Raw genomic sequence first — 21,931 nt, 5'->3', positions numbered from 1 at the left:
CAGCTCTCCAGGGACGCTCGGAATGTGCCCAGGGCTTCCTCCGTGGAACTCCGCTCCCTCGAATTCTCGCATGTGGACCCCACTTCTGGCGGGTCTATTGACACACCTACGCCGGACTGCCATCTTCGAAGCGTTTCGACGATCATGGCCTTGGGACGCCGTCCTGGCCCGAGCCTGAGGACAGCCCGTGGTGCTCTTCGACAATCCCGTGATACCCGGCTTCAGCCCGGATCCGAGTATCTGCCGCGTGGGCGAGGACTACTACGTGGCGACGTCCAGCTTCGAGTACGTACCCGGGGTACCGCTGTGGCACAGCCGGGACCTGGTGCACTGGCGGCTGATCGGACACGCCCTGGACCGTCCGTCGCAGCTGGCCCTCCCTGACACGGCTCCGTCGTCGTGCGGTGTCTACGCCCCCACGCTGCGGCACCACGACGGCCGCTTCTGGATGATCACGACCGTGGTCGCCGGTGCCGGCAACGTCCTGGTGACCGCCGAGGACCCCGCGGGTCCGTGGTCGGACCCCGTGCGGGTCGGCATACCCGGCATCGACCCCGATCTGGCCTGGGACGACGAGGGGGACTGCTGGTGCGTGTACTCCGACGGCGGGATCCGAGGGGTGCGTATCGACCCGGAGACGGGCGAACTGCTCGGCGAGCCGGTGGAGATGTGGTCGGGGAGCGGGCTCCAGTACCCCGAGGGCCCGCATCTCTACAGGATCGGCGACTGGTGGTATCTGCTGCTGTCGGAGGGCGGAACGGAACGCGGGCACGCGATGTCGCTCGCCAGGGCCCGCTCGCTGCCGGGGCCCTTCGAACCGCACCCGGACAACCCCGTCCTCTCCCACCGCAGCACCGGACACCCGGTGCAGAACACCGGCCACGGCGATCTGGTGCAGGCGCATGACTCCACCTGGTGGATGGTGCTGCTGGGCACCCGGCCCCGCGGCGACACACCGGGGTTCCACGGCATGGGACGGGAGACGTTCCTGGCGCCGGTGCGGTGGGAGGACGAGTGGCCGGTGCCGGGGCCACTGGAACTCCGCGCGGAGGCGCCGGGCCTGGCTCAGCACCCCTGGCCCGCCGAGCCGCACCGCGACGACTTCGACTCGCTGGTGCCGGCACCCTGCTGGGTGACTCCGAGACGCCGCGATCCGGCTGACGTACGCCTCGACGAGCGGCCGGGCCACCTGGTGCTGCACGCCCGGGCGGACGGCATGGACAAGCCCGGCGCGCTGTTCGTGGGGCGGCGCCAGCGCGACCCCGACTGCGAGGCGCGGACGCGGGTCGACGTCGGCGAAGGAGGCCGGGGCGGCCTCGCCGTGCGGCTCGACGAGGCCCACCACTACCAGGTGGAGACGGAGGACGGCGTGGTCCGTGCGGTCGCCCGCATCGGCCCGCTGCGCCAGACGGTCGCCGAACGGTCCGTGCCCACCGGACCTTTGACGCTGCGCGTCGACGTGACCACCACGGAAGTCCTGCCGCCCACCGTCACCGTCCGTCCCGAGGACCCCGATGCCGCCGCGGGCCTCCGCGTCGGCGGCCCCGACACCCTCCGCCTGGGGTACGAGACCGACGACGGCGCCTTCGAGATCCTCGCCGAACTCGACGGCCGCTACCTCACCACCGAGGTCGCGGGCGGATTCACCGGCCGGGTCATCGGCATGTACGCGACCCGGGGCACCCTCGCCTTCGACTGGTTCGAACTGCGGCCGGTCTGACGGGAGCGCCGCCACCCGGCCGCCGTCCGGGCGGGCGGCGGCGCGGGTGCTCAGCGAGCCAGGGTGGTCTCCAGCCACTGGAGGATCTCGGGCGTGACCGGGTCGGTGATGTCGGAGAACTCCTCGTGCTTCTTGAGGAACTTGGCCACGTACGGGCAGACCGGCACGATCCGCTTGCCCGTGTCCCGTACGTGGCTGAGCGCCTCCCGCACGAGCACGGAGGCCAGTCCCCGGCCCGCGAAGGCGTCGTCGATCTCGGTGTGGAAGAAGACGCGCTGCGCGTCGCGGTCGCGGTAGGCGGTGAACCCCGCGCTCGCCTCGTCGACCAGGATCTCGTAGCGGTGCCTGGCGTCGACGTTACGGACGACGGGGGCGGCGGCCTGGGTCATCGTGTGCTCCCTTTCGGGCGTGTCGGGTTGCCACGCGGTGCGATGGTGGCGTTGGGAAGAACCGGGGCGGGGATGCGGGCGCCGGGATAGCCGTCGACGTGGCCGAAACGGTCGGAGCCGGCCTCCCACTCCTCGCGTGCCTCGACGATGTCGTCATGACTGCGGCCCACGAAATTCCACCACATGACGATCTCTTCGTCGAACGGCGTTCCGCCCACGAGCACGGCCCGGGCGGGAGTGTCGGTCTCGTTGACCAGGGTGACTTCGCCGTGTCCCGGGCCGAGGTAGCCCAGTTCGGCCGCTCGCAGCAGCGTTCCGTCCAGACGGATGCTCCCCTGGTCGACGAGAAGGCCGTGCTCGAAGGCGGTGTCCGTGTCGAGGATCGCGGTCGCGTGCGGTTCGAGGACGATCTCGGCGCCGAGCAGAGGGGTGAAGGCCGGGACCGGGGAGGTGTCTCCGGCGAGGGAGCCGAGGAACACCCTGATCACGGCGCCGTCCCGGCGGACCGGGTCCGGCACATGGTGCCGGAAGTCGCGCCCCGCGTCCCGGTGCTCACCGGGAAGCGCCACCCACAGCTGGACACCGTGCAGGACCGTGGTGCCGGGGGTGGAGACCTCCGTGTGGCTGATGCCCCGGCCACCGGTCATCAGGTTGAGCTCTCCGGGGCGTACGAAGGCGTGACTGCCCAGGCTGTCGCGGTGCTCGATCTCGCCGCTGAACAGCCAGCTGACGGTCTGCAGGCCGATGTGCGGATGCGGGGCCACATCCATCCCGCCCGTCACGGCGACGTCGTCGGGGCCGTAGTGGTCGATGAAGCACCAGGCCCCGATGAGCGTGCGGGCCCTCTGCGGCAGCGTGCGCCGTACCGTCATCGCCCTCGGACCGCCCAGCGGTACGTCCCGCGCCGTCAGTACCTCCACGCCCGGGCGGGGCGCCTGGCCCCGGCCCCCGGTGCCCGGGGGCGGCGTGACCCGGTCCGTGCCGGCGCCGCTCATCGAGGCCCCCCCGGCGCTCCACAGGTGTTTGCATGTTCAACAATCATGCTTCATCATAAGCCGCCGCGCACTCGGGGCGCACGGCACGGCGAGGGGACGGGTACGTCCCGGTGAGGAGTCCAGGAATGAACGGTACCGAGGCGGAGCGTACGAAGAAGCGGGTCTACGTGGACAAGCAGAGTCCCGAGGCCTACAAGGCTCTCACCGCCACGGCCGAAACGGTGCGCACGGTCGCCCAGGAGGCGGGGCTCGACCGCACCCTGGTCGAACTGGTCAACCTCCGGGTGTCACAGATCAACGGCTGCGCGTACTGCCTGGACGTGCACACCAGGGCCGCGCTGCGGGCAGGCGAGACGACCCGGCGGCTGGGAGTGCTGGCCGCCTGGCGTGACACCGAGGTGTTCACCGCGCAGGAGCGTGCGGCCCTCGCTCTGGCCGAGGCGACCACCCACCCGGCCGACGCCGTCCTGCAGGAGGACGCCTACGCCACGGCACGCCTCACCCTGTCCGACGACGAGACGGCCGCGGTGATCTGGGTGGCCGTCACCATCAACGCCTTCAACCGGGTCTCCATCATGAGCAAGCACCCCGTGCGCGGTGTCCCCCGGCAGTGAGGCGGCCACGCTCCCTTTCACCGGGAGATGTACCGGAACGACAGCCCGGGGCGGCGTGACCGGAGCTCCGGCATCGTCGTGACGCTCGCGCACGTCCTGTCCGTGGGCGCGGTCTGCGTGGCCGAGCCGACGCGGAGATCACCCGCCCCCTCGACGATGTGAGGGGCCTGCGCCCGCTCACCGTGGGGCGTCCTGGGTGTCCGACAGCGGCTGAGCCCTCGGCCGACAGCTCCGTACGCCCGCCCCCGGAAGCCCGGGGGCGGGCGAGCCGCTCCGCCGTGCCCGGCTGTCCCCCTTCGGCGCCGTGGTTCCGCCCGCCGTCCGGGTGAAGTCCCCGCCGAACAGGCAGGGCGACGGGCAGGGATAGGGGCATCCGCGGTCCTCGCGGCCGGAACCAGCGGTGGACGCGGAAGCGGACAACCGAGCGAAAGGGGCTGTCCATGCTCGGTCCACGGGCGACGCGGGCAGGCACCGGCGGAGGCTCCGGGCCCCGCCCCGACCTCGGCGGAGGCCTCCGCCCGGGTGGTCTCCCGCACCCGGCGGACGAGGCGGCCGCGGCCGTCGACGCCGTCCTCGCGGAGCATCTGCACACCAGGCTCCGGGAGGCCCGGCGCGTGGACGCGGTGTTCGCCGAGGAGGTGGCCTCCCGGGTCGCCGCGTTCGTCCTGAACGGCGGCAAACGGCTGCGGACCGCCTTCGTCCGGTGCGGATGGCTGGTCGCCGGGGCCTCCGGCGACCCCGGGACCCCGCTGCGTATCGGCGCCGCCCTGGAACTGCTGCAGGCCTGCGCACTGGTCCACGACGACGTCATGGACGAGTCGCCGGTACGCCGGGGCGCACCCGCCGTGCACGCGGACTTCGCGCACATGCACCGGACGAGCCGCATGCGCGGTTCCGCCGCGTCCTTCTCGGGGACCGCCGCGGTGCTCGCCGGGGACCTGGCGCTGGCGTGGGCCGACGATCTGTTCACCGAGACCGCCCTGGCGTCCCTGTACGGCGAACAGCTTCACCGGGAGTGGCAGGCGATGCGAGGCGAGATGGTCGCCGGGCAGTACCTGGACATGCGGGCCCAGGCGACCGGCTCCTCCGACCTCGCCCGGGCCAGGAACATCGCTACGCTCAAGAGCGCGCTCTACACCGTGGAGCGGCCTCTCGCACTGGGCGCGGCACTGGCGGGCGCCGATGCCCGCGTCATGGACGGACTGCGGGCCGCCGGACGCTGCGCGGGACTCGCCTTCCAACTGCGTGACGACCTGCTGGGCGCTTTCGGGGACCCCGCCGTCACGGGAAAGTCCTCGGACGAGGACCTGCGGGCGGGCAAGCTCACCTGTCTCCTCGCCGTCGCCCTCCGGCTCGCCGCCGAGTCGGGCGACACCGAGGCCCTGGCCGTACTCGGTGCGGAAGGCGGCGACGGAGGCACGGTCGACCGGATGCGCGCCGCTCTGGAACGTACCGGCGCGCGGGCGGCGGTGGAGGAGGAGATCGCCGAGCTCTCGGCGTCGAGCCTGCGTCACTTCGCGGCCGCCGGGACGGACGCCCGTGCCCGGCGGGAGTTCGCCGCGCTGGTGGCCAGGGCCGTGGGCACCACCCGTGACGGGGAGGGCGCATGAGGACCGTGTCAGGCCCCACGGACCATGTGGTGGTGGTCGGCGCCGGCCTGTCCGGCCTCGCCGCCGCCCTTCACCTGCTCGGCGCGGGACGCCGGGTGACCGTCGTCGAACAGGGCTCCGGCCCCGGGGGCCGCGCGGGACGGGTGGAACTCGGCGGTTACCGGGTCGACACAGGGCCGACGGTGCTGACCATGCCGCACCTGGCCGACGAGGCCTTCGCCGCTGTCGGGGACAGCCTCCACCGACGCGTGGAGCTGATTCCACTGCATCCGGCCTACCGTGCCCGCTTCGCGGACGGAAGCCGGCTGGACGTCCATACGGACGGCGACGCCATGGAGGCCGAGGTCCGCCGCTTCGCCGGGGGAGCGGAGGCCGCGGGGTACCGCAGGCTGCGGCGCTGGCTGGAGCGGATGTACCAGGCGCAGATGCACCGCTTCATCGACACCAACTTCGACTCGCCCTTCCAGCTCCTGCACCCGGATCTCGCCCGGCTGGCGGCCCTGGGCGGCTTCGGCCGGCTCGACCCGCAGATCGGCAGATTCCTCTCGGACCCACGGCTGCGCCGGGTGTTCTCCTTCCAGGCGCTGTACGCGGGAGTCGCCCCGGCCCGTGCGCTCGCCGCCTACGCCGTCATCGCCTACATGGACACGGTCGCGGGCGTCTGGTTCCCGAAGGGCGGCATGTACGCACTGCCCCGGGCGATGGCGGACGCGGCCGCCGACGCGGGAGGAGAGTTCCGCTGGTCGGCCGAGGTGACCGGGCTGGAGCGCGCCGCCGGGCGGGTACGGGCCGTCCGGCTGGCCTCGGGCGAGCGGATCGCCTGCGACGCGGTCGTCCTGACACCGGATCTCCCCGTGGCCCACAGGCTCCTGGGCCGCGCTCCCCGACGCCCCGTGCCGCTGCGTCACGCGCCGTCGGCCGTGGTCCTGCACGCCGGCACGGACCGCACATGGCCCGAACTGGCGCACCACACGCTCTCCTTCGGTGCCGCCTGGGAGCGCACGTTCGACGAACTCACCCGGTCGGGACGGGTGATGAGCGACCCGTCGCTGCTGATCACCCGTCCGACGACGCACGACCCGTCACTGGCCCCGGAGGGCAGACACCTGCACTACGTCCTGGCCCCGTGCCCCAACACCACGACGGGCCCGTCGGCGGGCACCTGGCGTGGCCTGGGGCCGCGCTACAGGGACGCCCTGCTTGCGGAGCTCGAGCGCCGGGGGCTCGACGGCTTCGAGGCGTCCATGGACCGGGAGCTGCTGATCACGCCGGTGGACTGGACCGCCCAGGGGCACGCGGCGGGCACCCCCTTCTCCGTGTCCCACACCTTCGCGCAGACCGGCCCCTTCCGGCCACGCAACCTCGTACGCGGCTACGACAACGTCGTCCTCGCCGGGTGCGGGACCACACCCGGGGTGGGCGTGCCGACCGTACTCGTCAGCGGCAAGCTCGCCGCAGCCCGCATCACCGGCCTCCCCTCCGCGAAGAGCGCGCACCGTAGACCCCCAGTCCTCGAAGGGCAGAGCCGATGAACCACCGTGAACTGGACGCCGCAGGGGTCACCGGGCCCGCCCTGCGCGCCGCGTACGCCCGGTGCAGGCAGCTGAACGCGCAGCACGGCCGGACGTACTTCCTCGCCACCCGGCTGCTGCCGCTCGAACGCCGCAGCGCCGTGCACGCGTTGTACGGCTTCGCCCGGTGGGCCGACGACATCGTGGACGACCTGGACCGCCGGCAGCCCGCCGCCGAACGCGACCGCCTGCTGCGTCTGCTGGAGAGCGACCTGGCCCACGGACTGCGCACAGGAGGCGGGGAGGAGCCCGTGGTCAGGGCCGTGGCGGACACCGCACGCCGCTACGCCATCGACCACGGTCTGTTCGCCGACTTCCTGGTGTCCATGCGCAGCGATCTGACGGTCACCGACTATCCCACGTACGCCGATCTGTGCGCCTACACGCACGGTTCGGCAGGGGTGATCGGCCTCCAGATGCTGCCCGTGCTCGGGACGGTCGGGGCCAGTGAGGAAGCGGCTCCGCACGCCGCGGCGCTCGGCGTGGCCTTCCAGCTGACCAACTTCCTGCGGGACGTGGGCGAGGACCTGGACCGCGGGCGCGTCTACCTGCCGGCGGACCTGCTCGCCGCCCACGGCGTGGACCGCCGCCTGCTGGAGTGGAGCCGCCGCACCGGGCGGCACGACCCGCGCCTCCGGGGCGCCTTCGCCGAAGCCGACAGGCTGATCCGTTCCGTGTACCGGGAAGCGGAGCCGGGCATCGCCATGCTGGAGCCGAGGGCGCGTCCCTGCATCCGTACGGCCTTCGTCCTGTACAGGGGCATCCTGGACGCGATCGCCGCCGACGACTACCGGGTGACGTACCGCCGCGCCGTGGTGCCACGCCGACGGCGGGCCGCCACCGCGGCGGGTGGACTCGTACGGATCCTCGGGGCCCGGATGCGGACCCGCCCGCCCGCCGCGGTGCCGGACACGGTCGCCGGTGCCGAAGGGGCCCCGCGATGAACACCCGGCGGAGAAGCAGGTCGTGGACGACACCCCTGCGGGTACGGCGCGCGCCCCGCTGGGAAAGACAGGCCCCGACCTGGCGCGAGGCGAAGCCCACCGTGATCGCCGAGGCGCTGAAGCGGGCCACCGCCCGCCCGTCGGGCAACTGGTACGCCGTCGGAGCCTCCCGGGCGATCGGGGCGCGGGACCGCCCGTACAGCCGGTCGATCGCCGGACTGGAAGTCGTCCTGTGGCGGTCCGAGGACGGGGCGCTGCGCGCCGGCCCGGGGGAGTGCCCCCACCTGGGAGCGCCGCTGCGCGACAGCCGCGTGGTGTGCGGGACGCTCCTGTGCCGGTGGCACGGCCTGGCCCTCGACGGCGGGCCGTTCGCCGGGTGGGAACCGTACCCGGTGTACGACGACGGGGTCCTCGTCTGGGTGCGGCTGGACCGGGCGGGAGGTGAGCCCCCGCTGGACCGCCCGGTCGTGCCGCCGAGGCCGCGACCGGTGGACGCGGTGGACGCGGTGTTCACGGCCGTGGGCCGGTGCGAGCCCGAGGACGTGGTCGCCAACCGGCTCGACCCCTGGCACGGTTCGTGGTTCCACCCGTACGCGTTCGTCGGCCTGAAGGTGGCCGGCACCCCCGAGGACGGCGGGGGCGACGGGTTCGCCGTCGATGTGTCGTTCAAGGTCGCCGGCCGCCTGGTGGTGCCGGTGCGGGCGGTGTTCACCGCGCCCGGGCCGCGCACGGTGGTCATGCACATCACCGACGGGGAGGGCGCCGGGTCGGTGGTGGAGACCCATGCCACGCCGCTCACCGCGCCCGGCGCCACGGAACCGCGGACAGCGGTCGTCGAGGCGGTCGTCGCCGCCTCCGACCGGCGGGGATTCGCCCTGGCACGCGTCGCCGCGCCCGCCCTGCGCCCCCTGATGCGCCGGACCGCGGGCCGTCTCTGGCGGGACGACCTGGCCTACGCCGAGCGCCGCTGGTCGCTGCGGAGCACCGGGCGCTTCCCCGGCTGACCGTCAGCGCCGCGCGGCCAGGCCGGCGAGGGCGCGCAGGGCACGGGAGCGTCCGGCGCGCGGGACGGTCCAGAGCACCTGCCCCCGGACTCCCCAGCCGGCGAGGAGCGCGTTGGCGGCCAGGAATCCCGAGGTCGCGGCGCGCTCCATCAGGGCGACGGGGAGGCCGGTGCGGACCAGGTCGCCCGCAAGTGTGACGCCGGGGTGAGGCGTTCGCACGGCGGGCCGCCGACCGTAGCCGCCCACGGGGAAGAGGGGGCAGTCGGCGCGCCATTCGTGGCGGACGTCGACGACTCCGGCGTCCGCGGTCTCGGGATAGACCTCGTGCAGCCGGTCGAGCATCCGGCGCTGGACCTGCTTCCGCTCGGCGCCCTCGTCGACGGCGTACGCGTGGAGTTCGACCACGGAGCCCCCTGTTCGCGCCGCCCAGCGGGCCGACTCGCCCTCCCAGCGGTCGAGGACGCTGACGTTGTCGAGGCCGTCGAAGCCGCTGGTGCCGAGGAACCCCGCTCGGTGCTCGCGCACGGGCCGGTCGAGCCACAGCCGGGACACGAGGAACGGCGGCGCCGTGCGCAGGGCCGCGATGTCCGCGCGCCAGGACGCGTCCCCCAACTGCTCGGAGGCGCCCACGACATGGCGCAGGCCCCGGGTGTCCAGGGCGAGGACCACGGCCTGGTGGCGGTCGGCCGCCCCTTCGGTCTCCACGGTCAGGTCCCCGCCGGCGGCCGGCCGGACGCGGTGGACCGGGGTGCCGGTGCGCACCTCGGCGCCGAGCCGCCGCAGATAGCCCCCCAGCGGTTCCCAGAGCGCCTGGGGGAAGGGCTCGCGCGGCACGTCGAAGAGGAGCCCCTCGGACGACCCGAGGAAGTAGATGTGGAACATCAGCAGCAGTTCGGCGGCGGACAGTTCGCGCGGGTCGGCGAAGAAGCTGCGGGAGAACACCTCGAAGGCCAGGTGATGGGCCGCTTCGGGGAAGTTGATCCGGTGCAGGAACTCCTCGGCGCTGACCCCGTCGAAGCGTTCGTACACCTCGGGGACCCGCACGTCGAGGAGCGGCAGGGCCTCGCGGGGGTTCATCGCGACGAGGTCGCCCCAGCCGAACGCCGGGCTGAGCGCCACGAATCCGAGCGCGCTCCACGGCGGGGTCCTCGGCACGCGGGCGAAACTGTCCGACATCCCGTCCCGGTGCCTCAGCGGGTAGTCCGGCAGAGGGGTGAGCGCCGCCAGCCCGGGATCCGAACGGCGCAGCAACCCGCGCAGGTTGTAGTACTGCCGGAAGAACGCGTGGAAGCCGCGGCTCATCGTCAACCCGGAGCCGTCGGCGAGACGGACAGGCCACCCGGCGAGACGGCCGCCGAGCGCCTCGCCCCGTTCGTAGAGAGTCACCCGGACACCGCGTTCGGCGAGCGCGGTCGCCGCCGCGAGCCCGGCGATGCCGCCGCCGATGACCGCGGCCGAAGGGGCGTCGCCGGTGAAGCGCTCGCGCCCGGGTTCCGGCAGGAGCACCTCGGCCCGGCGGTCACGTCCGTGCCGGGCGGGACCGGGCCGGCGCCTGCGGGAGCTCATGACGCCTCGGGCCGTACGACGTCCACGCTCCGGGCCAGGAACACATGGACGATCCCGGTCTGCCGGCCGCCGACGGGCACGGTCCGCACGAAGGGGAATCCGGCCCTGGCGATCCGTCGCTCGAAGACGGGCGCGGTGTCGAAGACAAGGACGCTGCGCCACAGGTGGTGGTAGAGCGCGCGGTCGCCGGTCAGCGTGCCCGCCGGGACGATGACACCCCGGCAGACCGTGTTCCACACGGCCCGGTGCACGGGCGAGCCGCTGAGGCTGTACTCGTGGGCCAGCAGACGGCCACCTGGACGCAGGAGAGCGCGCACGGCATCGAGGACCGCACCGGGTTCGGCCACGTTGCGGAAGAGACAGTCGGCGAAGACGGCGTCGTACGAGCCGTCGTCGTCGGTGGTGGCGAGGTCCTCCGCGGACCGGTGCACGAAGCGGACGTCCGCGGGCCAGCGCTTCGCACGCGCCCGCTCCAGCATGCCCGCGGAGGCGTCGACCGCCGTGATCTCGGCGTACGGGGCCGCCCGCAGCAGCGCCCGTGCGGAGGCGCCCGTCCCGCATCCGAGATCGAGCACCCGATGTCCCCTTCCGCCGCGCGGCAGCCGGAGCCGGTGCGCCGAGCGGAGGAGGTCTGAGCGGTGGCCCGGATTCAGCGCGGTGAGCCGGTCGTACGTGTGTGACGCGTGATCGAAGGCGTGTGCCAGATCGTGGTCCCGCAGGAGGGTCATCGAGGGCTCTCTTCGGATCGGCCGGTGGCCCGGCGGGTGAGGAAGGGGAGTTCGGCCGCGGTGCGGAGCATCGGGCCCACAGGCGTACGCAGGCCGATCCCGAACTCCTCCCACGGCGTGCTCCCGCCGTCGAGGAAACGCAGCAGCCGCTCCGTGGGGATGCGGCGGAAGAGGTCGGTGAAGAAGCGCGGCCCGTCCACACGCCCGGTGTCGAGGGCCCGGAGCAGCACGGCGTCCATGGCGAGCGCCCTGCGGCCGTGCGGCGGCGGCACCCCCGGGGACCCGCTCTGCAGGGCGGCGGCGATGGCGCGGCTCTGGCGCTGCACGGCCGCGAAGGTGTAGCCGGTCGCCGGGCGGGTGGCGCCCCCGGCGGCCCCGATACGGAAGACGGCGCGGCCGGTCCTGCGGGGGAAGCGGGCGTCGGTCATGGGGATGACACCCTGCTCGGCCGACTCCACGGCGAACCGGCCGAGGCGCAGGACCTCCCCCGTGTACTGCCGCAGGGCCGCCCCGTACGCGGCTGTCGTGAGCGGGGCACGGGAGAACTCGGTGTATTCCACCAGCGCCAGGTCCGGTGCGAGCGGCAGCACGTAGCCGAACGCGAGACCGTGGCGGGGCTGCGGGACCCGGAAGTCCATGAGGTCCGCCACGCCGGGGTCGAAGCGGGGGAGGGCGGTGCGCACGAACCAGCCCCGGAAGTGCTGCAGCAGCAGTGTGCGGTGCGGCGGTGTACCTCGCACGGGCCGCGAGTCGAAGACGTATCTGCCGCGCAGGGTGAGCGATCCACCGGCGCCCGTCGTGCAGCGCACCGCGGCGCCGTACGGTGTATCGCGCACCTCGTGTGCGGTGGCACGCACGACGCGGGCCGCCGGGCACGCCGCCAGCCGGGAGTGGACCAGCCGTTCGAAGGGGCCGGAGCGCACCATGCGGTAACGCAGGGGTGCGGTGTCCGACTCGATGACGCCGCCGCCCGGCTCCCGCACCCGCAGCCGCTCCCAGGAGGCGACGACGGCGTCCTCGAACTCGCCGGCGCCCGCCTCCCAGTAGCACCAGGTGCGCTCCGGAGGGCGCAGCGGCCCGTCGGGGGCCTCGACCAGCGTCACTGCCGTACCGGTCCTGATGAGCCGGTCGGCCAGGCAGAGTCCGGCGGCGCCGCCGCCCACGACGACGGCGTCGTCCACGCGCCCCCGGAAGCGTCCGCTCACGTCCCGGGGGTCCGCGCCGCCGCACGGTCGGCCAGCACCTCGCGCGCCGCCCTGCTCCCGGAGGCCAGCGCGCCCTGCACCGAGCCGGTGGCCCGGTGATCCCCGCAGACGTACCGGCCCGGCGCGAAGCGGGTCGTACGGCTCAGCGGCCAGGGAGGCCGCATGGCGGGCAGGGCGCCCTCCACGGTGTACGCGGCGACCGTGTCCCAGGTGCTCGTGTCCACGTCGTACAGCTCGGCGAGGCGTGCGCGGACCGTCGTGTCCCCGCCGGGCGGGCCGGAGCCGAGCACGGAGGTCGACATCAGTGCCGTGCCCGGGGGAGCGTAGGAGGGGGCGACCTCGGTGAGGACGCAGCTGTTCAGGACGGCGAGGCCGCTGTCCACCAGGAGGGTCGGTTCGGTCAGCGGTGACCGCTCGGCCGCGTGGTAGTACGTCGTCACCGTACGGCTGTCCGGTACCGGCAGGCCGGGCAGCAGACGGGCGGCCGTGGCGGAGTCGGTGGCCACCACGACGGAGGCGGCCGGCCGCTCACCGCCGCCGGCCAGGAGCACCCCGAAGTCCGTGACCTCGGCGACGGCCGCACCGAGCCGGAGGGCGCCCTCCGGCAGCCCGGCGGCGAGCTGGGCAGGTACGGAGCCGATGCCCCGGGCCGGCAGGCAGAGCGTGCCGCGCGCCATGCTGCGCCAGACCAGGTGCAGGAAGCGTGCCGAGGTCTCCAGCCCCTCCTCCAGGAACACCCCGGAGAGGAACGGCCGTAGCAGGTCCTCGATCGCGCGCGGCGAGAGCCCGGCCCGCACGAGAGCTTCCGACGCGGTGCGGTCGGGCATACGTCCCAGGCGCTTCGCGGGAAGCAGGACGTCACGCGCGGTGAGTACGCCGAGGGCGGCGAGGTCACGGGCCGGGAGAACACGTCCGGACAGTAGTTGTGCCGCGTCCTCCGGCCGCCGGGTGGGGTCGGTGACCCGCACCCGCCCGGCGGGCGTACGGGCGATGAGACCGGGGGTGAACGGCCGCAGGCGCAGCGCGCGCAGGTCGAGGCGCCTCTTCACCTGTGGGTAGGAGGTGTTGAAGACCTGGAAGCCGCGGTCCAGGAGGAATCCGTCCTTGCGGTCCGTGCGCATCCGGCCGCCCACTCCGTCGGAGGCCTCCAGCAGCTCGACTCGGAGGCCGGCGCCGCACAGGTCGAGCGCGCAGGCCAGTCCCGCCAGGCCCGCGCCGACGACGACGGCGTCCGGTGCCGGCGGGTGCTGTCGGTTCGTCATCCGTGTCCCTCGGCTCGGCCCCATACGGCTGACGGGGTGTCAAGCCGATCACGTTCCGGGCTCCGAAGCCAGCAGCCGCCACGGGTATCGCCTCTTCGTGTGACCCGACTGCGCGCCCGTGGCCCCGTGCACCGGATCAGGAGCCGCCGCGCCTCTTCCGCAGGGCGCCGGACCTGTGCACGGCGGACCGGCCGGACTTGTCGCTCTCCACCTCGTACTGCGGTTCCTCCTCGGAGGCGTCGACGGTCCGCCCCGCGGCACGGGTGCGGCCCGTGCTCAGGTCGTCAGGTGACGCAGAACGGTGCCCATGGCGCGGTGCACGGCGTCGCGTGACTCGTCGGTGCGGTCGATCGTCTCGAAGGCGTGGTGGCCGTTCGGCACGTCGACCACTTCGATGTCGGCCCCGCACCGGTATGCGGCGGTCAGGAACTCCTCCACGGTGACCGCGATGTCAGCGGTCTCCAGCCCGGCCCGGACGAGTACGAGAGGCAGAGACCCCGCGTGTGCGACCGCGTCCGACGGGTGGAACCGCCGGTCGAGCCGCCCCCAGTTCGGCAGCGGCGCCATGATGGGGTAGTCGGCCGCCAGGCAACGCAGCCACGACGGGGGCTTGGCCATCCAGTCCGCGGTGAGCGGGCCGCTGCCGGAGAAGAACCACAGGGCGACCCGGTCCGGGTCCACCCGGGGATCGGCCCGGACCCGTTCCACCGCGTCCGCCACATCGGAGGCGGCCCGCTCGTAGTCGGTCACGGCGTGCAGACGGTGGTCCAGGGTCACCCCCACCACTCCGTGGTCGGCGGCGTACCGGGCGTATCCCGTGAGGACCGGCCAGTCCCGGGGGGTGGGGCGTGCCTCCGCGGGCACCGGGCCGCCGTGGACGAACACCACCGCCGGACGGGGGCCGTCGGTGCCGGGCGGCAGATACAGATCGATGCTGCCCGTCCGCTCGCGGGGCAGCTCGGGCACGTCCAGCAGGAACGGCAGCAGGTGTGAGGGCGGTTTCGTGGCGTCCACCGGGGTCAGCCGCTGCCCCTCGCCCGCCGCGGCCTCGAGCAGCGTCACCGCCAGTGCCGTGGGACTCGACAGCATCGGCCAGTGACCCGTGGGCAGTTCGAAGAAGGTGACCCGAGGGCCGGTCAGCGCCCGCAGGCTGGGTTCGCCGAGGTTCACACGGGCCTGGACCATCGCGATGCTCGCTCCGTTGCCGGTGCACAGCACCCCGGCCATGGGCACCTCGGCCGCCGCACCCGTCAGCCGCAGTGGCTGGAGCAGCGTGCCCAGGGGGTGCGGCGAGGCGAGTGCGGTGAGCCGGTCGAGCGCCGTGCCGGGCACGCCGGCGGTGCTGCCCCAGAGCTGCCACGCGTCACGGGCCGGAGACGGCAGCGCCGCGCCGGGCGTGCCGCCCTCGGCGGTCCGCAGCGCCTCCTCGCGCGTGCCCTGGTCGGGTACGGCGGCCAGGGCCGGGACACCGTCCTGGGGCAGCCCGGAGTCCACATACACGATCCTTGCGACCGACCCCGCCCGCCGGTCGGCGGCTCCCACGACCGGATGGATGCCGTAGTCGTGGCCGACCAGCACGATCTTCCGTCCCGCCCCCTGTCCGACCGAGTCGATCACCGCGAGGACGTCCGCGATGTGCGTCTCCAGGTCGATGTCCGTACCGGCGGACGGGCGGGCCCCTCCGAGCCCGGTCAGGGCCACCGCATGGACCTCGGCCCCCGCCGAGGCCAGACGCGCGGCTGTCTCGTCCCACACGTGCGGGCCGGTGAACACACCGGACACCAGGATGAACGCGGTCATGGTCTCTCCTCGATACGCCGTCGTCCCCGGACCGGCCCGATCGGCCGGCCCCTCTCGCGGGTACCGTAGGAACTCCCCCTGAGGGAGGTTCAAGTGTTCTCGTCGTACGACGGACTGTGCGGCATCGGTGAACTCGCCGAGCGGGCGGGAGTCAGCGTCAAGACGGTCCGCTTCTACTCCGACAACGGCCTGCTGCCCGAGGCGTCCCGCAGCGTCGGCGGTCACCGCAGGTACGGTCCCGACTCTCTCGAGCGGCTACGCATGATCCGCTCCCTGCGAACCATGGACCTGCCGGTCTCCGCGGTGCGCCGGGTCCTGGACGAGGAGGAGACCGCGGGGCGTGCGGGCGGAGCCCTGGAGGACGCCGTCGCGGGGCAGTTGCGCGAACTGGGCTCCCAACTGAGGGCGCTGCGCTGGCGAGAGGCGGCGCTCCGCTCGGTGCAGGAGTGCCCGGCGGCCGAACGCCCGGACCGGCTGCGCCTGATCGGCGCGGTGTCCGCGCCGCCGGACACCGGACCCCTGGCCCGCTTCTGGCGCGGCTGGCTGCCGCCGCGCATGCCGGCCAGGGCCGTCACCGCGTTTCTGGAGATCGCGGTACCGCAGCCACCCGAGGATCCCGATCCGGCGCAGGTGCTCGCCTTCGCCCGGCTGTACGCGATGGTGTCCCGCCCGTGCGGCGGGGACGAGCCGACCCAGCCCCACGCGCACAGAGCCGTGGGAGCCCGTGCGTCGGCCGTGCTGTACGCGGGCCTGGCCGAGGCGTACGACCTCGCGGCCACCGAGATGCGCCGGGACAGGGCGCCCTTCCCGGGGGAGGCGCTGGACGGCTTCGTGGACGCGTACGCGAGCGCCCGGAACACGGCGGACACTCCGGGCTTCCGCCGCGCTCTCGCCCGGCAGCTTGCCGCCGACCCGCGCATCGACCGGTACTGGGAACTGACGGCCGAGCTGGTCAGCCCACCGGCGGGCCGGCCCGAGCCGACACCCGGGTCCGCGCACGACTGGCTTCTCGCCGCACTGGACTCCCGGTCGGGGACCGCGCTGACCGCCTAGGAGCGTGTCCCAGTAACGGGCAAGCGGCTGGTTGGCCGTGTTCGGTGGGGCCGGTCGTGGCCGCCCCCGTTGCCACCGGTGAGCCCGTGGGTTGGGTCCTGTCCGTCGGACGTGGTCTGGCGGGGGCGGGGGTGGTCAGCTCGTTGCGGTGACCAGTCCGGCGGTGCCGACGTGTCGGAAGATCTTGCGGAGGTTGTGGCAGGCGGCCAGCAGTCGCCACTCTCCGCCTGCTTGGGGTGGATGCCGGTGTTCTGGGCGCACTGGTCGAGCATCGTGGTGTAGCTCAGCGTGGCATGGCGGCGGGCCTTGGCGGCGGCTTCGGCCTCGATCTGGGCGCGGGCGGCCTGCAGTTTGGCCAGGCGCTTCTCGCGGCGGTCCAGCTCGGCGGGCAGGTCGGTATCCTTGCCGTCGACGCCAAACGTGGCGTCCTCGGCGGCGTCGCTGGCTTCGGCGTCGGCCAGCAGGGCTGCGGACATCGCCTCCAACTGGGCGATCTCGGCCTCGGTCCGCTCCTCCTTGTCGATGAGCCGGACGTAGCTCATCGCCTTGTGCTTGGAGGCGCTGGCCTGGAGCTTGGTGCCGTCCAGGGCGACGCGGCCCATCTTGACCATGCCCAGCTTCTGCACGAGGTGCAGGGGCTGGGTGAACAGGTCGGCGAGCGCGTCCAGGTGGCGGCGGCGGAACCGGGAGATCGAGCGGAAGTCCGGGGCCTGGTCGGCGGCCGGGAAGCGGAACGCGATGTCGTCGGCGCACTTGCGCTCGATCGCCCGCGAGGAGCGGATGCCGGTGGTGTAGCCGTAGATCAGCAGGCGCACCATCAGCCGCGGGTCATACGGCGGATAGCCGCGCTTTTCGGTGTAGTCGGCCCGGACCGCCGACAGGTCCAGCACGTCGTCGACCAGATCAGCGACGAACCGGGCCAGGTGTCCCTCGGGCAGCCAGTCGTCCAGCGGTGGCGGCAGGAGCAGGACCTGGGTCGAACGCCCGGAACCGCTTGATCCACCGCCGCCGGACCGCCCGCGGCTGCTGCATCTCGACCGGCTCGACCTCGAACAGCCTATCCCCACCACGCATACAGGCATTATTTCGCATGAATGGAGGCGAACCGAGGGTGGGGCGCCGATGACGGCCCGTGCTCAATCTCCTCGCTTGTCCCGTGGCTCTTCGCGGTGGACCACTGGCTTCGTCAGGCTGTCTGGGAGCGGAAGCTGTGGCCGAGTTCGGGGCCGAGTCCGTAGTAGTGGCGAAAGTTGTAGATCAGCGGGCTCCACGCGGCTGGGTCGATGTGCTGGGAACCGGAAACGACGATCCGGGGATCGGCGTGCACCTTGAGCACATGGGCTTCGACGATGAGGAACTCTCCGGAGGCATCGGGTTGGGCCCGGGCAACGCGGGCTTCCAACTGCATCGGGCATTCGGCGACGCGGGGCGGCCGAACCAGCTCGGAGGGCTGAGGTCGCAAACCGGCGGCGGCGAACTTGTCCGGCTCGAAACGGAAGGAACCACGCTTGTGCACGGGTACCGGGGTGCGCCCGGTCAGCGGCGCCAAACGTTCCACCGCCGGCCACTGCGCGGGCGCGGGAAGGTTGACCACCAGATCATGGCGGCTGCGGAGATTGTGCGCGGTCTGTCCCTCGACGCCCAGACCGAGGACGATCACGTGGCCCAGTGCCCAGGCCGAGGACATCGGCGCAAGGTTGAAGGAGCCGTTCTCGTTCTCCGTGGAGAGCAGTACGACCGGCGTTCCGAAGTACAGGATGCTCGGCGTGAGGGCCACGTGTTGGGACGACAGGTCGGTGGGCACGCTGCTGGGCGTCGCGGTGTTCATGGGCCGACCGTAGGGCGCGGACTCTTCGGCGGTCGCCGAAGGATCGCAGGTAGACAATGGACAGCGATGAACAGCCATGACGCTCACGTCGAGAGCCCTGACCTGGCCGCCCTGGCCATATTGCTGGCCGACGGCACCCGGGCCAGCTTCTGCCTGGCCCTTTTGGACGGCCGGGCGTGGACGGCGATCGAGTTGGCGCGCCATGCCGCAGTGGCCGCCTCGACGGCGACCGGGCACTTGAACCTCCTGGTGCGCGGAGGACTGCTCACGCAGGAGCGCCAGGGCCGCCATCGCTACGTTCGCCTGGCCGGCCCCGACACGGCCGAACTGATCGAAAAGCTTGCCTCGATGGCGCCTCGACGCGCCGATCTGCCCCCGCTCACTGCCTGCTGCCAACCGCAGCCGGGCGCTGGCTCGCGCCCGCACGTGCTACGACCACCTCGCCGGTGCTCTCGGGGTCGCGATCACCGAAGCGATGACCGATCGGGGGCTGCTGGACTGGGAGCAGGGGCTGACTCTCACCAGCGACGGGACCGCCTGGCTCGCTGAACTCGGCATCGCACTACCGCCCGCCACGCGGCGCCCGCCGGTTCGCTCGTGCTTGGACTGGACCGAACGTCGTCCCCACCTGGCCGGCGCCGTCGGCGCCGCCCTGTGTCGTCACACCTTCGACGCCGGCTGGATCACCCGGATCGGCACAAGCCGCGCCATCGCTCTCACCGACGCCGGCCAGCGCGCGCTCAAGGACCATCTCGGTCTTGCCGACGAGACGCAGACTCCGATCAGGTAAACACCAGCCCCTGGGCCGGACGCTACGGCTACCCATGCCTCACGGCGGCACAGCCAGTCTTCGTTACTGACCCGCGCTCCTAGGGGAGCGGGCCGGTTCACGGACGTACGGTCAGGCCCTGGGCGGTGCCTTCCACGACCGTCACATAGGCGCGGGGCGACCTCGGAGACCGGCGTGCCGCCCGCCCCCATGCTCTCCAGGGTCTCCTTGATCCAGCCGGGGCTGATGAGATTCAGACGCAGATTCCTCGGCAGCTCAGGAGCCGCGTTGCGGACGAAGCCCTCCAGGCCGGTGTTGATGAGCGCACCCAGTGAGCCGCCGGCCAGCGGGGCGGAGAAGGTGCCTCCGGTCAGCGTGACCGACCCGCCGTCCCGCGGATGACGTACGGCTCGCCGGACGAGTGCGACCTGGCCCAGCAGCTTGCCCCGCACCCCGTCGGCGGCCTCCGCGTCCGTCACCGAGGCCAGATCCACCAGCGGGCCGTTGGCGGCGCAGCACACCACCGCGTCGAGACGGCCGACGGCGGTCAGCCGTCGGGGCGGATGCACCTCCGCCCCGACGGCCGTCCCGCACGCGCACTCTCATTGCGGCCGTCCCAGGGACCAGCCCGACACGTCGGCCAGACGCCCACGCCAGAGGGGCAGCCGCAGGGACCCTGTGCCACCGAGGACCAATGTGGCGTCGCTGAGATGAATCCAGCGCGGCAGCTGCGTGGTGCCGTCCCCGGTGCTCAGCTCTCTGATCCCTTGGTCCACCGTCTCCGGGAACTCCGCCATCAGGTTCGCGCCCTCACCCTCGACCTGGCGCAGGCTCCGCGCCCAGTCCGCCTTCCACGCCTCGTGGCCGATCACGTCTCCGTGGAGTACGCCACCGGCTACGGTGAGGGTGATCGGCAGGCTGGACCGCATTTCTCTGTCCAGTAGTTGGATCAGCAGCTGGAGCTGCAGATCGGGCACGGGCTCCGTCATCACCGCGGTCGTCTCCGGCCGTGTCTCGACAGACTCGCTCATGGACCACTCCCTTCACCTGACAAGCGGCAGGTGACAGCCCGTATGCCCCCGGCGGCAGCCGTCACACCCTCAGGAACCGGGTGATTGGGGCATCGCAAGAGGGGCACCCGCACTTCACCGCAAGCACACAGCACGATGAACCGACGGGAGAGAGTGATGTCGCACTACGACAGTTCGTCCATGGCCACTCCCAGGTCCGGGACCAATGGTCTCGCTGTCGCGAGCCTGGTCTGCGGAATCGTGGGGCTCGTCTTCTTCAGCGTGATCCTCGGCCCGGTCGCCATCGTTCTCGGCGCCTTCGGCCTGCGTCAGGTGGCCGCGAAGGGCGGTGCCGGCATGGCGAAGGCCGGACTCGTCCTCGGCATCATCGACGTGATCCTCTTCGTCGTCCTGATGGCCGTGGCCGCCTCGTCCGGCGGCTTCAGCTGGTACGTCGGCGGCTGACGGGCCGCGCGGGAAGCACGGACGGGCCACCACGGCTCGTGGTGGCCCATCCGTATGTACGCGTCACAGCCACCGGCGGATCGGCAGCACCGCGGCCTCCCGGATCCTCTGCGCGGGCGAGCGGCGTTTCCACCGCGCGCCGTCGATCAGGGTGCTCCGCTCCATGTCCTCATCGAAGTGACCGTCGAGCGTCGCGGTGAACTCCCGGTCCAGGACGGCGAGCATCACCTCTTCGTCGTGGTCGAGGGAGCGGCGGTTGAAGTTTGTTGACCCGATCAGTGAGGCGATGCCGTCCACCGTCAGCGTCTTTGTGTGGAGCATGGTCGGCTGATACTGGTAGATCTTCACACCGCAGGCGTTGAGCTCCTCGTAGTGGTGCTGCCCGGCGAGCCTGCACACCCGCTTGTCCGTGTGCGGCCCGGGGAGCAGGATCTCCACCTCGACGCCCCGGCGGGCCGCGTCGCACAGCACACCGATGAAGTACGGGTCGGGCGCGAAGTACGCCGTGGAGAGCCGGACCCGCTCCTCGGCCGACTCCAGAACGACGCGCAGGAGGGTCTGCATGTCCTGCCAGCCGAAGCCGGCGGAGCCGCGCACCACCTGGACCACGGCGTCGCCGTGATCCGCGGCGTCGACGAACCTGTCCCGATCGGTGAACAGCTCGTCGTGGCACTCCGCCCAGTTCTGCGCGAACGCGGCGGCCAGTCCGTCCACCGCCGGACCCTGCACGCGCACATGGGTGTCGCGCCACTCCTTCTCGTCACGGGCGTCGCCGCACCATTCCTCGGCTATCCCGACCCCGCCGGTGAACGCCGTCTCCTCGTCCGTGATGAGGACCTTGCGATGGCAGCGGTGGTTCTGCCTGAGCGGCGAGAGATACAACGGCTTGCGGAACCACGCCACCTCCACCCCGGCCTCGTCCATCATCGCCAGCTGGTCCTTCTCGATGAGCCGCGAGCCGAACCCGTCCAGCAGCAGCCGCACCCGCACTCCGGCGCGCGCCCGCTCCGACAGCGCCTCGGCGAACTCGCGGGCGATGTCCCCGCGCCAGTACACGAACGTCATCATGTCCACGGTGTGTTCCGCACCACGGATGAACTCCAGCATCGACGAGAAGATCTGGTCCCCGTTGCGGAGCGGAACGACCTTGTTGCCCTCGGTCGCGGCGATGCCGATCAGACGTTCCAGCCGCCGTCGGAGCCGTTGCGCCCGCGCGGCGTAGAGGTCGGCATCGGGTCTGTCGTGCGAGGACCGCTCATCTATGTGGCTGGACATCTCTCACCTGGTGGACCTGGGGCGACTGGGCAGGGCGACTGTACTCCTGGGGAGCGCCCACTCCGGTACGGCCCACCGAGGTCCGGCCACCTGCGGGCCGGCGGACGGCTCCGGGGCCCGACG

At 72.6% G+C, this 21,931-nt stretch carries 20 protein-coding genes and 3 pseudogenes; 10 read left to right on the top strand and 13 right to left on the bottom strand.

Annotated elements, in window-relative coordinates; all coding sequences use genetic code 11:
- Window positions 1-187 precede the first annotated feature (187 nt).
- The gene (locus tag ACIBCU_RS23395; RefSeq protein WP_362937010.1) at window positions 188-1,720 is read left to right on the top strand and encodes a glycoside hydrolase family 43 protein; all 1,533 of its coding nucleotides are present in this window, start codon (window positions 188-190) and stop codon (window positions 1,718-1,720) included.
- A gap of 50 nt (window positions 1,721-1,770) precedes the next feature.
- Here the strand turns inward: ACIBCU_RS23395 and ACIBCU_RS23390 are convergent, their stop codons facing one another.
- Together ACIBCU_RS23390 and ACIBCU_RS23385 are read right to left on the bottom strand one after the other, a co-directional pair.
- Complete coding sequence (locus ACIBCU_RS23390; protein WP_362937007.1) at window positions 1,771-2,109, bottom strand: GNAT family N-acetyltransferase; 339 nt, start codon at window positions 2,107-2,109, stop codon at window positions 1,771-1,773.
- Window positions 2,106-3,104 carry a pirin family protein gene (locus ACIBCU_RS23385; RefSeq protein WP_362937004.1) on the bottom strand — a complete coding sequence of 333 codons (999 nt, stop codon included), beginning with the start codon at window positions 3,102-3,104 and terminating at the stop codon, window positions 2,106-2,108. Before ACIBCU_RS23385 ends, ACIBCU_RS23390 begins: the two co-directional genes overlap by 4 nt.
- 125 nt (window positions 3,105-3,229) lie before the next feature.
- Here ACIBCU_RS23385 and ACIBCU_RS23380 point away from each other — a divergent pair, with 125 nt between their 5' ends.
- The 6 genes from ACIBCU_RS23380 (at window position 3,230) to ACIBCU_RS23355 (ending at window position 8,847) form a co-directional block, all read left to right on the top strand.
- Window positions 3,230-3,718: a carboxymuconolactone decarboxylase family protein gene (locus ACIBCU_RS23380; RefSeq protein WP_362937001.1), complete on the top strand. Its 489-nt coding sequence runs from the start codon at window positions 3,230-3,232 to the stop codon at window positions 3,716-3,718.
- Window positions 3,719-3,745: 27 nt separating this feature from the next.
- A complete protein-coding gene (locus tag ACIBCU_RS23375) occupies window positions 3,746-3,880 on the top strand; it encodes a hypothetical protein (protein ID WP_399233629.1) in 135 nt (44 codons plus the stop codon).
- Window positions 3,881-4,158: 278 nt separating this feature from the next.
- The gene (locus ACIBCU_RS23370; protein ID WP_399233626.1) at window positions 4,159-5,328 is read left to right on the top strand and encodes a polyprenyl synthetase family protein; all 1,170 of its coding nucleotides are present in this window, start codon (window positions 4,159-4,161) and stop codon (window positions 5,326-5,328) included.
- Window positions 5,325-6,860, top strand: coding sequence for a phytoene desaturase family protein (gene crtI / locus ACIBCU_RS23365; RefSeq protein ID WP_399233624.1), 1,536 nt, complete (start codon window positions 5,325-5,327; stop codon window positions 6,858-6,860). The genes ACIBCU_RS23370 and crtI overlap by 4 nt, the downstream gene beginning before the upstream one ends.
- Window positions 6,857-7,843 carry a phytoene/squalene synthase family protein gene (locus ACIBCU_RS23360; RefSeq protein WP_399233622.1) on the top strand — a complete coding sequence of 329 codons (987 nt, stop codon included), beginning with the start codon at window positions 6,857-6,859 and terminating at the stop codon, window positions 7,841-7,843. The genes crtI and ACIBCU_RS23360 overlap by 4 nt, the downstream gene beginning before the upstream one ends.
- Window positions 7,840-8,847, top strand: a complete 1,008-nt coding sequence (locus ACIBCU_RS23355) for a DUF5914 domain-containing protein (protein ID WP_399233620.1) — start codon at window positions 7,840-7,842, stop codon at window positions 8,845-8,847. Before ACIBCU_RS23360 ends, ACIBCU_RS23355 begins: the two co-directional genes overlap by 4 nt.
- Before the next feature lie 3 nt (window positions 8,848-8,850).
- Here ACIBCU_RS23355 and ACIBCU_RS23350 read toward each other — a convergent pair whose 3' ends face one another.
- From ACIBCU_RS23350 to ACIBCU_RS23325, 6 genes and pseudogenes are all read right to left on the bottom strand, one after another.
- Window positions 8,851-10,413 carry an FAD-dependent oxidoreductase gene (locus ACIBCU_RS23350; RefSeq protein WP_399233617.1) on the bottom strand — a complete coding sequence of 521 codons (1,563 nt, stop codon included), beginning with the start codon at window positions 10,411-10,413 and terminating at the stop codon, window positions 8,851-8,853.
- Window positions 10,410-11,141 (bottom strand): methyltransferase domain-containing protein, encoded by a 732-nt coding sequence (locus ACIBCU_RS23345; protein WP_399233615.1) that lies wholly within the window; start codon window positions 11,139-11,141, stop codon window positions 10,410-10,412. Before ACIBCU_RS23345 ends, ACIBCU_RS23350 begins: the two co-directional genes overlap by 4 nt.
- Window positions 11,138-12,346 (bottom strand): lycopene cyclase family protein, encoded by a 1,209-nt coding sequence (locus ACIBCU_RS23340; protein ID WP_399233613.1) that lies wholly within the window; start codon window positions 12,344-12,346, stop codon window positions 11,138-11,140. Before ACIBCU_RS23340 ends, ACIBCU_RS23345 begins: the two co-directional genes overlap by 4 nt.
- Window positions 12,343-13,608 carry an NAD(P)/FAD-dependent oxidoreductase gene (locus ACIBCU_RS23335; protein WP_399233611.1) on the bottom strand — a complete coding sequence of 422 codons (1,266 nt, stop codon included), beginning with the start codon at window positions 13,606-13,608 and terminating at the stop codon, window positions 12,343-12,345. The genes ACIBCU_RS23340 and ACIBCU_RS23335 overlap by 4 nt, the downstream gene beginning before the upstream one ends.
- 136 nt (window positions 13,609-13,744) lie before the next feature.
- Window positions 13,745-13,882: pseudogene (locus ACIBCU_RS23330) on the bottom strand (DUF2945 domain-containing protein); the annotation flags it as partial.
- 2 nt (window positions 13,883-13,884) lie between these two features.
- Window positions 13,885-15,408: an alpha/beta fold hydrolase gene (locus tag ACIBCU_RS23325; protein ID WP_399233609.1), complete on the bottom strand. Its 1,524-nt coding sequence runs from the start codon at window positions 15,406-15,408 to the stop codon at window positions 13,885-13,887.
- Window positions 15,409-15,501: 93 nt separating this feature from the next.
- Between ACIBCU_RS23325 and ACIBCU_RS23320 the strand changes: the two genes are divergently transcribed.
- Window positions 15,502-16,461, top strand: a complete 960-nt coding sequence (locus ACIBCU_RS23320) for a MerR family transcriptional regulator (protein ID WP_399233607.1) — start codon at window positions 15,502-15,504, stop codon at window positions 16,459-16,461.
- A 290-nt stretch (window positions 16,462-16,751) separates the two neighbouring features.
- On the opposite strand, the pseudogene ACIBCU_RS23315 reads toward ACIBCU_RS23320, so the two are convergent.
- Together ACIBCU_RS23315 and ACIBCU_RS23310 are read right to left on the bottom strand one after the other, a co-directional pair.
- Window positions 16,752-17,517 (bottom strand): annotated as a pseudogene (locus tag ACIBCU_RS23315) (transposase); the annotation flags it as partial.
- A gap of 130 nt (window positions 17,518-17,647) precedes the next feature.
- Window positions 17,648-18,289, bottom strand: a complete 642-nt coding sequence (locus ACIBCU_RS23310) for a flavin reductase family protein (protein WP_399233605.1) — start codon at window positions 18,287-18,289, stop codon at window positions 17,648-17,650.
- A gap of 66 nt (window positions 18,290-18,355) precedes the next feature.
- Here ACIBCU_RS23310 and ACIBCU_RS23305 point away from each other — a divergent pair.
- Window positions 18,356-19,055 (top strand): annotated as a pseudogene (locus tag ACIBCU_RS23305) (winged helix-turn-helix domain-containing protein); the annotation flags it as partial.
- On the opposite strand, the gene ACIBCU_RS23300 reads toward ACIBCU_RS23305, so the two are convergent.
- Together ACIBCU_RS23300 and ACIBCU_RS23295 are read right to left on the bottom strand one after the other, a co-directional pair.
- Window positions 18,950-19,552 carry a hypothetical protein gene (locus tag ACIBCU_RS23300; RefSeq protein WP_399233917.1) on the bottom strand — a complete coding sequence of 201 codons (603 nt, stop codon included), beginning with the start codon at window positions 19,550-19,552 and terminating at the stop codon, window positions 18,950-18,952. The pseudogene ACIBCU_RS23305 and the gene ACIBCU_RS23300 sit on opposite strands and share 106 nt — an antisense overlap.
- 108 nt (window positions 19,553-19,660) lie before the next feature.
- The gene (locus ACIBCU_RS23295) at window positions 19,661-20,089 is read right to left on the bottom strand and encodes a hypothetical protein (RefSeq protein ID WP_362936963.1); all 429 of its coding nucleotides are present in this window, start codon (window positions 20,087-20,089) and stop codon (window positions 19,661-19,663) included.
- 156 nt (window positions 20,090-20,245) lie between these two features.
- Here ACIBCU_RS23295 and ACIBCU_RS23290 point away from each other — a divergent pair, with 156 nt between their 5' ends.
- Entirely contained in the window at window positions 20,246-20,533 is a 288-nt protein-coding gene (locus tag ACIBCU_RS23290) for a DUF4190 domain-containing protein (protein WP_362936960.1), read from the top strand.
- A gap of 63 nt (window positions 20,534-20,596) precedes the next feature.
- Here ACIBCU_RS23290 and ACIBCU_RS23285 read toward each other — a convergent pair whose 3' ends face one another.
- The gene (locus ACIBCU_RS23285; protein ID WP_399233602.1) at window positions 20,597-21,808 is read right to left on the bottom strand and encodes a phosphatidylserine/phosphatidylglycerophosphate/cardiolipin synthase family protein; all 1,212 of its coding nucleotides are present in this window, start codon (window positions 21,806-21,808) and stop codon (window positions 20,597-20,599) included.
- Between the last annotated feature and the right edge of the window lie 123 nt (window positions 21,809-21,931).

Source organism: Streptomyces sp. NPDC051064 (genome assembly GCF_044455985.1).
Classification (GTDB): domain Bacteria; phylum Actinomycetota; class Actinomycetes; order Streptomycetales; family Streptomycetaceae; genus Streptomyces.
This window is presented reverse-complemented; position numbering and strand designations above follow the sequence as displayed.

Excerpts from the sequence above, each read along its gene's own strand:
- ACIBCU_RS23375 (WP_399233629.1), top strand. The coding sequence starts at position 3,746 with ATGTACCGGAACGACAGCCCGGGGCGGCGTGACCGGAGCTCCGGCATC.
- ACIBCU_RS23350 (WP_399233617.1), bottom strand. The coding sequence starts at position 10,413 with ATGAGCTCCCGCAGGCGCCGGCCCGGTCCCGCCCGGCACGGACGTGAC.
- ACIBCU_RS23325 (WP_399233609.1), bottom strand. The coding sequence starts at position 15,408 with ATGACCGCGTTCATCCTGGTGTCCGGTGTGTTCACCGGCCCGCACGTG.
- ACIBCU_RS23290 (WP_362936960.1), top strand. The coding sequence starts at position 20,246 with ATGTCGCACTACGACAGTTCGTCCATGGCCACTCCCAGGTCCGGGACC.
- ACIBCU_RS23360 (WP_399233622.1), top strand. The coding sequence starts at position 6,857 with ATGAACCACCGTGAACTGGACGCCGCAGGGGTCACCGGGCCCGCCCTG.
- ACIBCU_RS23380 (WP_362937001.1), top strand. The coding sequence starts at position 3,230 with ATGAACGGTACCGAGGCGGAGCGTACGAAGAAGCGGGTCTACGTGGAC.
- ACIBCU_RS23355 (WP_399233620.1), top strand. The coding sequence starts at position 7,840 with ATGAACACCCGGCGGAGAAGCAGGTCGTGGACGACACCCCTGCGGGTA.
- ACIBCU_RS23310 (WP_399233605.1), bottom strand. The coding sequence starts at position 18,289 with ATGAACACCGCGACGCCCAGCAGCGTGCCCACCGACCTGTCGTCCCAA.
- ACIBCU_RS23295 (WP_362936963.1), bottom strand. The coding sequence starts at position 20,089 with ATGAGCGAGTCTGTCGAGACACGGCCGGAGACGACCGCGGTGATGACG.
- ACIBCU_RS23345 (WP_399233615.1), bottom strand. The coding sequence starts at position 11,141 with ATGACCCTCCTGCGGGACCACGATCTGGCACACGCCTTCGATCACGCG.
- ACIBCU_RS23385 (WP_362937004.1), bottom strand. The coding sequence starts at position 3,104 with ATGAGCGGCGCCGGCACGGACCGGGTCACGCCGCCCCCGGGCACCGGG.
- ACIBCU_RS23390 (WP_362937007.1), bottom strand. The coding sequence starts at position 2,109 with ATGACCCAGGCCGCCGCCCCCGTCGTCCGTAACGTCGACGCCAGGCAC.
- ACIBCU_RS23285 (WP_399233602.1), bottom strand. The coding sequence starts at position 21,808 with ATGTCCAGCCACATAGATGAGCGGTCCTCGCACGACAGACCCGATGCC.
- ACIBCU_RS23335 (WP_399233611.1), bottom strand. The coding sequence starts at position 13,608 with ATGACGAACCGACAGCACCCGCCGGCACCGGACGCCGTCGTCGTCGGC.
- ACIBCU_RS23370 (WP_399233626.1), top strand. The coding sequence starts at position 4,159 with ATGCTCGGTCCACGGGCGACGCGGGCAGGCACCGGCGGAGGCTCCGGG.
- crtI (WP_399233624.1), top strand. The coding sequence starts at position 5,325 with ATGAGGACCGTGTCAGGCCCCACGGACCATGTGGTGGTGGTCGGCGCC.